Below are 13,830 nucleotides of genomic sequence, written 5' to 3'. Positions count from 1 at the left end.
GGGATGATGTTATCAATTATAATTCCTTGTTACAACGAAGAAGGAGCCATTCCTTTGCTATATAAGCACGTGATTGATGTGTTAAAAGAGATTGGTATGTCTTATGAATTGATTTTTGTCAATGACGGCAGTAAAGATAACACGTTATTGCAATTAAAATTATTGGCAAAAAAAGACAATCATGTAAAATACATTAGCTTTAGTCGTAATTTTGGAAAAGAAAGTTCAATGCTTGCAGGATTGAGTTACGCAAGTGGACAAGCTGTGATTATTATGGACGCTGATTTACAACATCCTCCTCTACTTATTAAAGAAATGATCAATGCTTTTCATGCTGGATATGATCAAGTAATTGCCAAAAGAACACGAACGGGAGATTCTGTATCTAAAACGTTTTTTGCCAAGATGTATTATAAAATTGTCAATCATTTAACAGATGTTGAAATGGTTGACGGTGTTGGCGATTTTCGTTTATTAAGCAGAAAAGCAGTCGATGCTTTATTGTCATTAAAAGAGAGCAATCGTTTTTCAAAAGGTCTTTTTTCTTGGATTGGCTTTAAACAAAAAATTATCGAATATGAAAATCAAGAACGTCAAGTTGGAGAAACAAAATGGTCGTTGAAAAAATTATTTAACTATGGTGTGCAAGGTATTTTATCATTTAACGACAAACCTTTACGCATCACCTTTCAATTAGGATTAGTATGTGTGCTCATGTCATTTTTATATATTTTATGGACATTTATCACAATATTAAAAGAGGGTGTGACGGTGGGTGGGTATTTTACGACAATTTCTGCCATTTTAGTGATTGGTGGTGTGCAACTCATCTCGATTGGTGTTTTGGGAGAGTACATTGGTAAAATTTATTACGAAGTAAAAAAACGTCCACCATATCTGATTGATGATACAAATATAAACGTAAAGGAGAACGAGCATGACATCGTTTAAACCAACATGGATGTTAAATAGTGTTTATGGTTTAACGCCAGAAGCATTACAAAAACATGATATTCATACTGTTTTAGTTGATTTAGACAATACGATTGTTGCTTGGTGTGATCCATTAGGGACCCCTGCTTTAAAAGAATGGTTACAAACCTTAAAAGAGGCACATATTCAAGTAGCCATTGTATCGAATAATCGACAAAATCGTGTTGCCAAAGTAGCGAATGCTTTAGATATCCCTTATATTGCCAGTGCTAAAAAGCCACTGTCTAGTGGTCTGAAAAAAGCAATGGAGAATTTACAAAGTACACCAGATAAAACAATTATGGTGGGAGATCAATTATTGACTGATATTGTAGCCGGTACTTTATCAAAAATGAGAACGGTTATGGTAAAACCACTTGTAAACAGTGATTATTTTATGACAAAAATCAATCGTTTTTTTGAAAGACGGATTTTAGCAAAATGGCAAAAAAAATATCATTTAGAATGGAGAGAAACACTTGACTGAAACACTTTTTTGTATAGGTTGTGGATTAGCTATACAAACAGAAAATCCAAAAGAAAAAGGGTATACGCCGAAATCTGCGTATGAAAAAGGTATTGAAACAGGACAACTTTACTGTCAACGTTGTTTTAAATTAAGACACTATAATCAATTAGAAAAAGTATCCGTATCCGATGATGATTTTTTAGCCATGTTGCATGAGATAGGCTCACGTGATGCCTTGATTGTGAATGTGATTGATATTTTTGATGTTTATGGTTCTATGATTTCTGGTTTGCATCGTTTTGCAGGCAAAAACGATATTTTGATTGTTGCTAATAAAGTTGATTTATTGCCAAAATCCGTTAATTTAAATCGTGTGAAACACTGGTTAAAAGAACAATTACACACACAAGGCATTAAGCCTATTGATATTGTCATGGCAAGTGGTAAAAAGAAAAAAGAGATTGATGCCTTATTAGATGTCATTGAACATCGTAGGCAGGGTAAAGATGTCTATGTTGTAGGTGTAACAAATGTTGGAAAATCAACTTTAATCAATGCCATCATTTCTAGTTTAGGTGGTACACAAGAATTGATAACAACATCTCAATTTCCAGGAACAACATTAGATCAAATTCGTATTCCTTTTGAGGATGGTGCCGATTTAATTGATACGCCAGGAATTATTCATCGTCATCAAATGGCACATTATTTAGATGAAAAATCATTGAAACTAGTATCTCCACAAAAAGAATTAAAGCCGGTGACATTCCAATTAAATGAAGAACAAACATTATTTCTTGGAGGATTAGCTCGTTTTGATTATTTATCGGGAGAAAAAAATGCTATGACATTTTATTTTGCTCAAGAATTGTTGTTACATCGCACAAAATTAAATGGAGCAACAGCTTTTTATGACAAACATAAAGGTGGTTTATTATCGCCTGTCCCGCAAGAAGATGTGGCATTTGTACGTAGTGAATTTTTTATCAAAAAACAAATGGATATTGTGATTTCCGGATTGGGTTGGATTACAATGCATCATAAAGGTAAAGTAGCTGTTTATGTTCCAAAAGGTGTGGACGTAACAATAAGGGAGGCAATTATTTAATGTTGACAACAAAACAAGTCAAATTTTTGAAAAAAGAAGCACACCATTTAAAACCAATTTTTCAAATTGGAAAAGGTGGGTTAAACGAAGATATGCTTAGACAAATAGGTGAAGCTATCGAAAAAAGAGAATTGATAAAAATAAATTTATTACAAAATACAATGGAAGATGAAGAACATGTTGCAAGTGTTCTAACAGAAATGTTACACGTTCATATTGTTCAAATTATCGGGCATACACTTGTTTTATACAAAGTATCCTCAAAAGAAAAATATAGACGTATCTCTGTGCGTGTGAAAGAAGTATAAATACCTTATTATCTTCTATGTATTGCAACAATGATTAAGGAAAACAAAAATAGAGAAAAACGAGTCTTTATCGCTTTTCTCTATTTTTAATTCGTCGTTAAATCATGTTGGTGTAAATGGAGCATGATTAAAATACAATGTCTTATGAAAAAGGTATCTAAACAGTTGTAGAGATACTTTTTATATGAATAAAATGTTCATGTTGACACAAAGCTCGTTTTTCTATATGCTAATCGTGTTAAACAAATGTTTTTGAAATGCTATAGGTATATAAGAAAAGGAGGATACTATGAAGTTTGCAATTTTTGGTGCAGGTGCTTTAGGGTGTCGTATTGGTTATCAGTTAATGAAAGCAGGGGAGAATGTCACACTTGTCGATACATGGAAAGACCATGTTGAGAAAATTAAAAAAAGTGGCTTATATGTCGATTATAATGGTATTGAAGAATGTGTACCAATTCCCATTTATTATCCTGAAGAAGTAACCAATACTTTTGATGTCATTATCCCATTAACAAAATCAATGGCATTAGAGAATGTCTTAAAAGATGTAAAAACATATTGTCATCAAAATACCCGTGTTATCTCTTTATTAAATGGGTTAGGACATCATACTATTTTTGAAAAGTATATACCAAAAGAAAATATCGTGTTAGGAACAACCATTTGGACGGCACAATTAAAAGAAGCAGGGCATGTATTGTTACATGGTGTTGGTAATATTACTTTGCAAAATGCTGTACTAGATGACACATTAAAAGAAAGCGTTGAACAGATTGTACACATTTTTAATCAAGCAAATTTAAATGCACAATATAGTGATAATGTGATGCATGCCATTTGGAAAAAAGCATGTGTGAATTGTTGCTCTAATGCAGCTACAGCTCTTTTAGAATGTAATTTAGGAGAATATTTATTACAAGAAAATGGTAAAGAGGTTGTTAGACATCTAACCGAAGAATTTGTCGAAGTCGCTCGCACACAAAATATTGATTTTGATTCAGAAGAATTGCTTGCGTTTGTCTTGCAGGCAACATTAAAAGTAAAAGACCATTATACATCTATGTACCAAGATTTAGTGAAAAACCGTCGCTTAACAGAAATTGATTATTTGAATGGCTATATTGCAAAACTTGGGAAACAAAACAATATTTCTGTTCCATATAATGACTTTATCACAAAACTGATGCATCTAAAAGAGGTTGTTTTAGATGCTAAATAAAAAACTTTGTTAAATTGTATTAGTAAGTTGTCCCAAAAGTCAAAAAGCGAAGTCAACACGGTAATATGTTGACTTCGCTTTTCCTGTTTTTAGGTGTTAGAATGAATTTTATAATAAAAATGAGGTACTTTTATTTATAAACTCATCTTCAAAATGGCAAGTGCATCATCATAGCCTAATGGTTCTAAACGACCAAAAGTACCATAAATCATGCAATGCTCTGTCATTTCTTTTAATTTTGTATCATCAATCTCAACTTGAGCTAAAGTACTTGGTGCATTTAAACTTGTCCAAAAAGCACGAAGTGCATCAATCCCAGCTTTTGCTGTATCAAAGGCTGTTTCTTTTTGAATGCCAAATACATTTTTTGCAAATTTCTCAAAACGATCCACGTGTTTAGGCATGACATATGACATCCAGTTTGGCATGATAATGGCTAAACCTTGTGCATGTGCAATATCATAATAAGCACTAACAGCGTGTTCGATATTATGCGTACTCCAGTCACCACTATATCCCCAACGTAAAGAACCATTTAATGCAACTGTTCCAGCTAGCATAAGTGTTTCTCGTGCATCATAATCTGTTGGATTATCAATCACTTTTGGTGCAGTTTCAATAATGGCACGTAAAACACCTTCAATCATACCGTCTTGAACAGTTGTGTTTGTAGCTTCGTTAAAGTATTGTTCAATTAAGTGACTCATCATGTCTACAATACCATTTACAGTTTGATGTTCAGGTAAAGTGAATGTGTATGTAGGATCTAAAATAGAAAAAGCAGGATAAACAAGAGGATTTCCCCAACCTAATTTTTCATTTGTGTCAATATTTGTAATCACACTACCAGAATTCATTTCTGAACCTGTTGCAGCAAGTGTTAAAATCGTACCAAATGGCACAGCTTGTGTTGGTTTATGTTTACCAATAACAATATCCCAAGCGGGACCGTCATAATAAGCAGCAGCAACAATCAATTTTGTACAATCAATGACACTACCACCACCAACAGCTAAAACCACGTCAATCTTGTGTTCTTTAATCATATCAGCACCTTTTTGAGCTGTTGTAACACGTGGGTTTGGTTCAACACCGCTTAATTCAAAAACATCAAAACCCTCTAATTCTGTCATGATAGAATCGTATAAACCAGTACGTTTAATACTACCACCACCATAGACTAATAATAGACGTTTTCCATATTGTTCAAGTTCTTTTTTTAATTGAGAGATTTTATTTTTTCCAAAAATAAGTTTTGTCGGGTTTTTATAAGCAAATTCAACCATGTGATTACCTTCTTTCATAAATAATGACTATAGTCTACAATATACATATATTACTTTCAACTATTTCGTTTTAAAGGAGGCATTCATGTATTACAGCACAATTTTTTATCGTATGCATACTTATTATATAGTTGTGTCAGAAAAAGGCTTAGTTTCTATTGATATAAGCCCGTTTTATGTACAACTTTATCAAGCTATAAAATGTGATGAAAAAACAAATATATATGTACAACAACTAATGGAATATTTTACAAAGAAACGTACCGTATTTGATGTCGTATTTGATTTACGTGGTACACCATTTCAAATAGAGGTTTGGAAAGCCTTATTATCTGTTCCATTTGGTTCGACGGCAACTTATACGGATATTGCTTGTCTTATCAATAAACCTAAAAGTGTCAGAGCAGTTGCAAATGCGATTGGTAAAAATCCAATTTTAATGATGATTCCTTGTCATCGTATTTTAGGTAAAAACGGTTACTTAGGTGGCTTTCGAGCAGGTATTTCTTTGAAAATAGAATTATTAGAACATGAAAAAGAAAAATATACATACTAAATCGAACATTTTTTTAAAAAATTATATTTTTCTCTGTACTTTTAGAAAAAAGTATGTTACATTAACTATAATGTTTTTTGTTAGACTTTTCGGGTAATTGTAAGTTTAAATCATTTTGTGTTTACGACAGTTGGCACCGGCTACAAAAGATATAATAAACTGTGCACGTGCACAACAGGAGGATTTCCAATGGAAAAAGGAACAGTAAAATGGTTTAATGCAGAAAAAGGATTCGGGTTTATTTCTCGTGAAGGTGGCGAAGATGTATTCGTACACTTTACAGCAATCCAAACAGACGGTTACCGTACATTAGAAGAAGGTCAAGAAGTTGAATTTGAAATCGGTGAAGGCGCTCGTGGCCCTCAAGCAGTAAACGTTGTAAAATTATAATCATAAAAAAGTCACCTTACTTAAAGGTGGCTTTTTTTATTTGATAGAGATAAAATAGAAATATATTTTAAAATAGAAGAGGTTATCTATGAAAATAACAACGTGGAATGTGAACGGTGTTCGTTCCGTTTTAACAAAAGGTGTTTTACAAGACTATTTACAAGAAAGTATGCCAGATATTATGTGCTTACAAGAAGTGAAAGCTCTAATAACAGATGTTGATTATCCATTTTCTGACTTTGGTTATCATGTCTATTGGAATAGTGCTGTAAAAAAAGGTTATTCTGGTACAGCTATTTTAACGAAAATAAAACCATTGTCAGTATTTTATGGTATTGATAAAGAAGAACATGATCAAGAGGGGCGTGTGATTACACTCGAGTTTGATACATATTATCTTGTCACAGTTTATACGCCGAATGCAAAGCGTGATTTGACACGACTAGTTTACCGTCAACAATGGGAAGATGATTTTTTAAATTATATTAACGCACTAAATAAGAAAAAACCTATTGTCTTTTGTGGGGATTTAAATGTGGCGCATCGAGAAATTGATTTGGCAAATCCAAAAACAAATATTGGAAATGCAGGTTTTACAAAAGAAGAACGTGAAAAATTTGATTGTGTACTAAAAGCGAACTATGTTGATAGTTTTCGTGCTTTTTATCCAGGCAAAACAGGTGCTTACACATGGTGGAGCTATATGAATCAAGCTAGAAAAAGAAATATCGGATGGAGAATTGATTATTTTATCGTAGCAAAAGAATTTATGTCACATGTTAAAGATGTGGTGATTCGTGAAGATGTATTAGGCTCGGATCATTGCCCAGTTGAATTATGGCTAGATTGAGTAAATGTATAGAGTGTTCAAAATGATTATGATATAATAGTGCCAATGATTAGGAGGTTATGGAATGACAATAAATTGGACAGAAGAAGTAGCAAAAAGAAAAGATGACTTATTGGCAGATTTAAATGCTTTATTAAGTATTGATAGTGTTCGTAATGACGATTTAGCAACAGAAGATGCACCTGTAGGTCCTGGGCCAAGAAAAGCATTAGAGGCGTTTTTGGCTATTGGTGAACGTGATGGTTTTATCACAAAAAATGTAGATAATTTAGCTGGTCATATTGAGTTTGGACAAGGTGAAGAATTGATGGGTGTTTTTGGACATGTTGATGTAGTACCTGTTGGAACAGGTTGGGATACAGATCCATTTACACCAACAATTAAAGATAATCGTTTATACGCACGTGGTTCAAGTGATGATAAAGGACCAACAGTGGCTGCTTACTATGCTATTAAAATGATTAAAGAATTAGGTTTACCTGTGTCTAAAACATTACGCTTGATTATTGGAACAGATGAAGAGAGTGGTTGGAAATGTATGACCCGCTACTTAGAAGTTGAGAGAACGCCAGATTTTGGTTTTTCTCCTGATGCTGATTTCCCAATTATCAATGGAGAAAAAGGTATTTTAACATTACACGTCAGTGTTAAAAATGCACCAAGCCAAGCGGATACAAAATTAGTGTCTTTTGAAGCAGGTTTACGTGAAAATATGGTACCACAAGATGCTTCAGCTTTATTCGTCACACCTGTATCTATCGAAACATTACAAAAAGATTTAGATGCATTTGTCAACAAATACCCAATTACAGCTACTTTATCTAAAAAAGATAATACAGTAAGAATTGATGTTGTCGGAAAAGCATCTCATGGGATGGCACCGATGAATGGTGTGAATGCAGGTACTTATTTAGCTGTATTCTTAAATCAATATCATTTTGAAGGGCATGATAAAAACTTTTTATCCTTTATTGAACAAACATTACATTTGGAACATTATGGAGAAAAATTAGGTTTAACATATACAGATAAAGTCATGGGTGAATTGACAATGAATCCAGGAGTATTCACATATAATGAAAATGGTGGAAAAGTATTGTTAAACTTCCGTTATCCACAAGGTATTACAGCTGAAGAAATTAAAGCTGGAGCTGAAAAAGCATTGGTTGACTTTAATGTTGTTGTGACAGCCGGTAAATCTCAAATACCTCACTATGTTCCTGCAAGTGATCCACTTGTGAAAACATTACTTGATGTATATGAAAAACATACAGGGCATAAAGGTGTTGAGAAAACAATCGGTGGTGGAACATATGGACGTTTACTAAAACGTGGTGTTGCATATGGAGCGATGTTCCCACACAGCATTGATACAATGCACCAAGCGAATGAATTTATTGATTTAGATGATTTATTCAGAGCATGTGCGATTTATGCAGAAGCAATCTATGAATTAGTAAAATAATCTAAACAACCACTTTGCACGGTGCAAAGTGGTTGTTCAAATTAAAATAAACACGATTATTTCTTGTATTGATTTTATGAGCTTACAAGAAACAAAGTGTTTTAAACGGGAGAATAAAGTTGAAAATAAAAGATAGTTATTTTAGTTACTTCACCATGTATTTTTTCTACTATGCCTCGTATGCATTATTCACAGCGTTTACATCTATTTATGTATTGAATAAAGGCTATACAAGTGTGGATGTATCCATTATTGTGTCATCAGGTTTAATCGCAGGTATGGCAACACAACCTATTATTGGCTATTTAAGTGACCGTTTTAATATTAAATTGTTAAATACGATTTTGTTGAGTTTATCGGCTTTATTTGGATTAGTATTTTCTTTTTTAAATGATGTTTTCTTTATGGCGATAATGTATGCCATTGTTTTTTTATTGATGAATGGTGTGAACCCAGCTATTGAGAAAACAGCCACAACAAGTCGTTTTAGATATGGAACACTACGTATTTGGGGGACGATTGGTTTTGCGATTGGTGCACAATTAGCAGGTTTGGTTAATCAATACATAGGAGCATCGTTTATTTATTTTTTATTCTGTTTAACGATGCTTCTATCAGTATGTGGTATGTTATTTACAAAAAATAATGTAGATACATTAAGTATACAGACAAATCAATCTAATTATAAAGCGACGCTATTTGGTAATAAGCAATATACGATGTATTTGATTATTGCATCTATTTTTTATGGCACATTAAGTGTATCTGGAACGCATATTCCAGCAATGTTACAGCAAAGTGGATTAAATGAAACGGTAAGTATGACTGTTGTTTCATTTGCTGTTCTTTGTGAAATGCCGCTCGTTTTCTTTTCACATTTATTTATGGATAAAATGAAAAATAAACATTTACTTACTTTATTGTATATTTCTCTTATGGTACAGTTTTTAGCTTATGGCTTATTGGCGATTTTACCCATTAAAATTATCGCTACTTTATTGTTTAAACATACCGTTGGAATGACGTTTATTATGACCAATTTAAAAGTAGTACGTACAATTATACCAAATGAATATCAATTTAGTGCTTTATCAATTGTTGCAACATTAGGTAGTTTATCGGCTGTATTATGGCAATTTATTGGTGGATTTCTTATTACATATTATGGATATAGTAGCTTTTATTTAGTGATGTTAGCTTCACTATGTATTGGATTTTTATTATTAGTGAATTTTAAAGTGCAAGATAATAAAGATTTAATTTTGTTTCGATAATAGTCGTCATCTTAGAGCAAGATGACGACTTTATTTTTTGTAAAAATAAATAAAAAACAGTTTACGAAATAAAGATTTCGTATTACAATACGTTCATGGAAAATCAACTATTATTGCATAGCATTCAAATTTTACTTATCTGTTTAATTTTTTGGTTTTTGTTTATTATGTTTTCTTATACAAAAAAACATAAAATATCATTAACAAAAAAGTTTTGGACAGGATTTGGTATTGGTTATTTAACGGATTTATTGGATACATTAGGAATAGGAACTTTTGCAACGACAACAACACTTTTTAAACTAACAAAATTAGTAGAAGATGACCGTAAAATACCAGCCACTATGACAACAGCTCATGTTATTCCTGTTTTAACAGAAGCACTTTTATTTATTACAATTGTTAAAGTCGATTTATGGACACTCATTGTCATGGCTTTATCTGCTTTTTTAGGAGCATTTGTTGGAGTACGCGTAACACAGCATTGGAATACGTCTAAAGTCCAACGCATTTTAGGTTCTTTATTGCTTTTAGCTGCTTTTTTTATGGTATATCGTATGATAACCAATCCGGGTGCCGATTTAAACGATGATATAAGAGGATTGTACGGTATCAATTTATTGATAGGTGCCATTTTTGACTTTGGTATTGGTATGCTCATGAGTATGGGCTTAGGAAATTACGCTCCAGAATTGATTTTCTTCTCACTCATGGGAATTAGTCCTGCCGTTGCTTTACCTGTTATGATGTTAAATGCAGCTATGATTATGACAGCAGGAGCCAAACAATTTATTTTATCAGGACGTGTCAATTGGCCTGGCGTTCCTGGCATTATTATTGGTGGTGTACTCGGGGTATTAACAGCAGGGTTCTTTTTAACGAATATTGATGTAAATCAATTAAAAGTACTCGTTGTGTTTATCGCCTCTTATACAGGTATTACGCTTTTATACGCGTCATATAAAAAACGTGTTGACGGATAAATCCGGAAACACGTTTTATTCTATAAATAAAACTAATTTTATTATTAAATCAATAAAGTCAGAAATTAGTGAGTTTTATAGATGATGAATTTTAGCATGATATAGAATAAAAAGAGGGTTATTTTCATAAGAAAGACCAATGATTTTATTTGACAAATGATATTTCATTACGTAAAATGATAGTGTGTATCTACACGAACCTTATACTTGGTAAATGCGTATCACCAACGATTTACTCGGCATAGGGCAATTTTAAAGAAAGAGGTGTTAGAAATGGCAATTTCTAAAGAACAAAAAACTGAAATCATCAAAGCATACGCAACACACGAAGGAGATACAGGTTCTCCAGAAGTACAAATCGCAGTGTTAACAGCTGAAATTAACGCTTTAAACGAACATGCACGTGTTCACAAAAAAGACTTCCATTCAGCTCGTGGTATGATGAAAAAAATCGGTCATCGTCGTCACTTGTTAGCGTACTTACGTAACAAAGATATTCAACGTTACCGTGAATTGATTCAACGTTTAGGCTTACGTCGTTAATCAGTATTGTTTAGGCGGTATTCCATTTTGGAGTACCGCCTATCCTATGTAAGCTCATTTTAAGTAGCCACTAGACTACTATGCAAAGAAGAGTGAATGATAATTGATTGACTGTTCTTTGTTTAGTAGCGTGGCAGAAAGATAGAGGAATAAATATGACAAAACAAGTTTTTGAAACGATGTGGGCAAATCGTCCATTAAAAGTTGAAGTAGGGCAATTAGCCAAACAAGCAAATGGTGCTGTTTTAGTTCGTTATGGAGATACAGTTGTGTTGACAGCGGTTGTTTGTTCAAAATCAGCCACAACAGGAGATTTTTTCCCGCTAACTGTAAACTATAATGAAAAAATGTATGCCGTTGGTAAAATGCCAGGAGGCTTTATTAAACGTGAAGGTCGTCCAAGTGAGAGTGCAACTTTAACAGCACGTTTAATTGATAGACCGATCCGTCCAATGTTTGCAGACGGATTTAGAAATGAAGTACAAATTACTAATACAGTATTATCTGTAGAACAAGATTGTTCTCCAGAAATGGCAGCAATGTTTGGTTCTTCTTTAGCTTTATGTATTTCTGATATTCCATTTGACGGGCCAATTGCAGGAGTTGATGTTGGACGTGTCAATGGTGAATATGTTATTAACCCAACAGTTGCTCAAAAAGAAAATAGTGATATTGAACTATCTGTTGCAGGAACAAAGACGGCTATCAATATGGTAGAGAGTAGTGCAAAAGAAGTTTCAGAAGAAGACATGTTACATGCCTTACTGTATGGACATGAAGCTATTAAAGCACTTGTTCAATTCCAAGAAGAAATCACACAAGCTGTTGGTAAAGAAAAAATGGATATTGACTTGTTGACATTAGATGAAGACCTTGTTAAAGAAGCACAAGACTTATTTAAAGATAAAATGTTAACAGCTATTCAAACCGAAGAAAAATTAGCACGTGAAGCAAATATTGAAGCAGTTAAAGAAGAAGCTATTTTATTCTTTGAAGAAAAATATGCAGAACATGAAGAAATTGAGCGTATTGCTAAAGAAATTCGTCAAATTGTTTATGATTTAGAAAAAGATGAAGTACGTCGCTTAATTACAGAAGATAAAGTAAGACCAGACGGTCGTAAAATTGATGAAATTCGTCCACTATCTTCAGAAGTTGCTTTATTACCACGTGTCCATGGTTCAGGTTTATTTACACGTGGACAAACACAAGCATTAACGGCAGCAACTTTAGCACCATTAGGCGAGCATCAAGTCATTGATGGATTGGGTATTGAAGAAGGAAAAAGATTTATTCATCATTATAATTTCCCACAATTTTCTGTTGGTTCAACAGGACGTGCAGGAAGTCCAGGACGCCGTGAAATAGGACATGGTGCATTAGGAGAACGAGCATTAAAACAAATTATTCCAACACCAGAGGAATTTCCATATACGATTCGTTTAGTATCTGAAGTACTAGAATCAAATGGATCAAGTTCACAAGCAAGTATTTGTGCCGGTACATTGGCGTTAATGGATGCAGGTGTTCCTATTAAAGCACCAGTTGCCGGAATTGCTATGGGATTGGTGATGAATGAGGATAATGGACAGTATACCGTTTTAACAGATATTCAAGGTTTAGAAGATCACTTAGGTGATATGGACTTTAAAGTAGCTGGAACAAGTGAAGGTATCACAGCTTTACAAATGGATATTAAAATTAAAGGTATTACTGAACAAATTTTAACAGAAGCATTAACACAAGCCAAAAAAGCACGTTTGGAAATTTTAGAAGAATTAACAAGCACGATTGCACAACCTAGACCAGAATTAAGCCCATATGCACCGAAAATCGAAATGATACAAATTCATCCAGATCAAATCAAGGTTGTCATTGGGCGTGGTGGAGAAACCATTAATGCCATTATTGATGAAACAGGAGTTAAAATAGATATTGACCAAGAGGGTAATGTGAGTATTGCTTCTTCTGATACGGATATGATTAAGCGTGCTATCCAAATTATTGAAGAATTAACACATGTTGTTGAAGTAGGCAATATTTATGAAGGTACAGTTAAACGTATTGAAAAATTCGGGGCCTTTGTTGAAATTGTAAAAGGAAAAGACGGTCTAGTTCATATTTCTGAAATATCTCATGAAAGAACGAAATCCGTTGAAGATGTTTTAAAAATAGGACAAATGGTACGTGTCAAAGTTATTGAAATTGATAAACAAGGTAGAATTAACTTATCAATGAAAGCTCTTATTGAAAAACCAGTTTTAGACCAAGAATAAATAAAAAACGAAGTAACGCAATACGGTTACTTCGTTTTTTATTGTCGGTTTAAAAGTGACATTTACTTTTATTGAATTGAATAAAAAATAAATTTTATTCTTATGATTTTACCAACTAACACTAAAAA

The 13,830-nt window shown here is 33.1% G+C and carries 14 protein-coding genes; 13 read left to right on the top strand and 1 reads right to left on the bottom strand.

All coding sequences use genetic code 11. From position 1 onward, the window contains the following. Positions 1-3 precede the first annotated feature (3 nt). From GMA11_RS00250 to GMA11_RS00230, 5 genes are all read left to right on the top strand, one after another. The gene (locus GMA11_RS00250; protein WP_163545198.1) at positions 4-951 is read left to right on the top strand and encodes a glycosyltransferase family 2 protein; all 948 of its coding nucleotides are present in this window, start codon (positions 4-6) and stop codon (positions 949-951) included. After that, positions 938-1,459, top strand: a complete 522-nt coding sequence (locus GMA11_RS00245) for a YqeG family HAD IIIA-type phosphatase (RefSeq protein WP_163545197.1) — start codon at positions 938-940, stop codon at positions 1,457-1,459. The genes GMA11_RS00250 and GMA11_RS00245 overlap by 14 nt, the downstream gene beginning before the upstream one ends. Next, positions 1,452-2,549 carry a ribosome biogenesis GTPase YqeH gene (gene yqeH, locus GMA11_RS00240; protein ID WP_163545196.1) on the top strand — a complete coding sequence of 366 codons (1,098 nt, stop codon included), beginning with the start codon at positions 1,452-1,454 and terminating at the stop codon, positions 2,547-2,549. The genes GMA11_RS00245 and yqeH overlap by 8 nt, the downstream gene beginning before the upstream one ends. Continuing rightward, entirely contained in the window at positions 2,549-2,857 is a 309-nt protein-coding gene (gene yhbY, locus GMA11_RS00235; protein ID WP_163545195.1) for a ribosome assembly RNA-binding protein YhbY, read from the top strand. The genes yqeH and yhbY overlap by 1 nt, the downstream gene beginning before the upstream one ends. Positions 2,858-3,146: 289 nt before the next feature. Continuing rightward, positions 3,147-4,079 (top strand): ketopantoate reductase family protein, encoded by a 933-nt coding sequence (locus tag GMA11_RS00230; RefSeq protein ID WP_163545194.1) that lies wholly within the window; start codon positions 3,147-3,149, stop codon positions 4,077-4,079. A 134-nt stretch (positions 4,080-4,213) separates the two neighbouring features. Here the strand turns inward: GMA11_RS00230 and GMA11_RS00225 are convergent, their stop codons facing one another. Continuing rightward, positions 4,214-5,383, bottom strand: coding sequence for an iron-containing alcohol dehydrogenase (locus GMA11_RS00225; RefSeq protein ID WP_205422832.1), 1,170 nt, complete (start codon positions 5,381-5,383; stop codon positions 4,214-4,216). 67 nt (positions 5,384-5,450) lie between these two features. Here GMA11_RS00225 and GMA11_RS00220 point away from each other — a divergent pair, with 67 nt between their 5' ends. From GMA11_RS00220 to pnp, 8 genes are all read left to right on the top strand, one after another. Beyond that, positions 5,451-5,921 (top strand): methylated-DNA--[protein]-cysteine S-methyltransferase, encoded by a 471-nt coding sequence (locus GMA11_RS00220; protein WP_163545193.1) that lies wholly within the window; start codon positions 5,451-5,453, stop codon positions 5,919-5,921. A gap of 189 nt (positions 5,922-6,110) precedes the next feature. After that, positions 6,111-6,311, top strand: a complete 201-nt coding sequence (locus GMA11_RS00215) for a cold-shock protein (RefSeq protein WP_163545192.1) — start codon at positions 6,111-6,113, stop codon at positions 6,309-6,311. Positions 6,312-6,399: 88 nt separating this feature from the next. After that, positions 6,400-7,161 (top strand): exodeoxyribonuclease III, encoded by a 762-nt coding sequence (locus GMA11_RS00210; protein WP_163545191.1) that lies wholly within the window; start codon positions 6,400-6,402, stop codon positions 7,159-7,161. Positions 7,162-7,225: 64 nt separating this feature from the next. Further along, complete coding sequence (gene pepV, locus GMA11_RS00205) at positions 7,226-8,626, top strand: dipeptidase PepV (protein WP_163545190.1); 1,401 nt, start codon at positions 7,226-7,228, stop codon at positions 8,624-8,626. A 119-nt stretch (positions 8,627-8,745) separates the two neighbouring features. After that, complete coding sequence (locus tag GMA11_RS00200; protein WP_163545189.1) at positions 8,746-9,900, top strand: MFS transporter; 1,155 nt, start codon at positions 8,746-8,748, stop codon at positions 9,898-9,900. Between the two features lie 95 nt (positions 9,901-9,995). Continuing rightward, positions 9,996-10,883, top strand: a complete 888-nt coding sequence (locus GMA11_RS00195) for a sulfite exporter TauE/SafE family protein (RefSeq protein WP_163545188.1) — start codon at positions 9,996-9,998, stop codon at positions 10,881-10,883. Positions 10,884-11,156: 273 nt separating this feature from the next. Beyond that, positions 11,157-11,426, top strand: coding sequence for a 30S ribosomal protein S15 (rpsO, locus tag GMA11_RS00190; protein WP_135125869.1), 270 nt, complete (start codon positions 11,157-11,159; stop codon positions 11,424-11,426). A 155-nt stretch (positions 11,427-11,581) separates the two neighbouring features. Continuing rightward, a complete protein-coding gene (gene pnp / locus GMA11_RS00185; protein WP_163545187.1) occupies positions 11,582-13,702 on the top strand; it encodes a polyribonucleotide nucleotidyltransferase in 2,121 nt (706 codons plus the stop codon). Positions 13,703-13,830: the final 128 nt, after the last annotated feature.

Source organism: Granulicatella sp. zg-ZJ (assembly GCF_010892355.1).
Taxonomy (GTDB): domain Bacteria; phylum Bacillota; class Bacilli; order Lactobacillales; family Aerococcaceae; genus WM01.
The sequence above is the reverse complement of the archived record's forward strand: the minus strand, read 5'-3'. Positions and strand labels throughout refer to the sequence as shown.

What these genes read in the sequence shown, in the direction of transcription:
- GMA11_RS00230 (WP_163545194.1), top strand. Translation starts at nt 3,147, where the DNA reads ATGAAGTTTGCAATTTTTGGTGCAGGTGCTTTAGGGTGTCGTATTGGT.
- GMA11_RS00210 (WP_163545191.1), top strand. Translation starts at nt 6,400, where the DNA reads ATGAAAATAACAACGTGGAATGTGAACGGTGTTCGTTCCGTTTTAACA.
- pepV (WP_163545190.1), top strand. Translation starts at nt 7,226, where the DNA reads ATGACAATAAATTGGACAGAAGAAGTAGCAAAAAGAAAAGATGACTTA.
- pnp (WP_163545187.1), top strand. Translation starts at nt 11,582, where the DNA reads ATGACAAAACAAGTTTTTGAAACGATGTGGGCAAATCGTCCATTAAAA.
- GMA11_RS00215 (WP_163545192.1), top strand. Translation starts at nt 6,111, where the DNA reads ATGGAAAAAGGAACAGTAAAATGGTTTAATGCAGAAAAAGGATTCGGG.
- GMA11_RS00195 (WP_163545188.1), top strand. Translation starts at nt 9,996, where the DNA reads ATGGAAAATCAACTATTATTGCATAGCATTCAAATTTTACTTATCTGT.
- rpsO (WP_135125869.1), top strand. Translation starts at nt 11,157, where the DNA reads ATGGCAATTTCTAAAGAACAAAAAACTGAAATCATCAAAGCATACGCA.
- GMA11_RS00245 (WP_163545197.1), top strand. Translation starts at nt 938, where the DNA reads ATGACATCGTTTAAACCAACATGGATGTTAAATAGTGTTTATGGTTTA.
- GMA11_RS00250 (WP_163545198.1), top strand. Translation starts at nt 4, where the DNA reads ATGATGTTATCAATTATAATTCCTTGTTACAACGAAGAAGGAGCCATT.
- GMA11_RS00220 (WP_163545193.1), top strand. Translation starts at nt 5,451, where the DNA reads ATGTATTACAGCACAATTTTTTATCGTATGCATACTTATTATATAGTT.
- yhbY (WP_163545195.1), top strand. Translation starts at nt 2,549, where the DNA reads ATGTTGACAACAAAACAAGTCAAATTTTTGAAAAAAGAAGCACACCAT.
- GMA11_RS00225 (WP_205422832.1), bottom strand. Translation starts at nt 5,383, where the DNA reads ATGAAAGAAGGTAATCACATGGTTGAATTTGCTTATAAAAACCCGACA.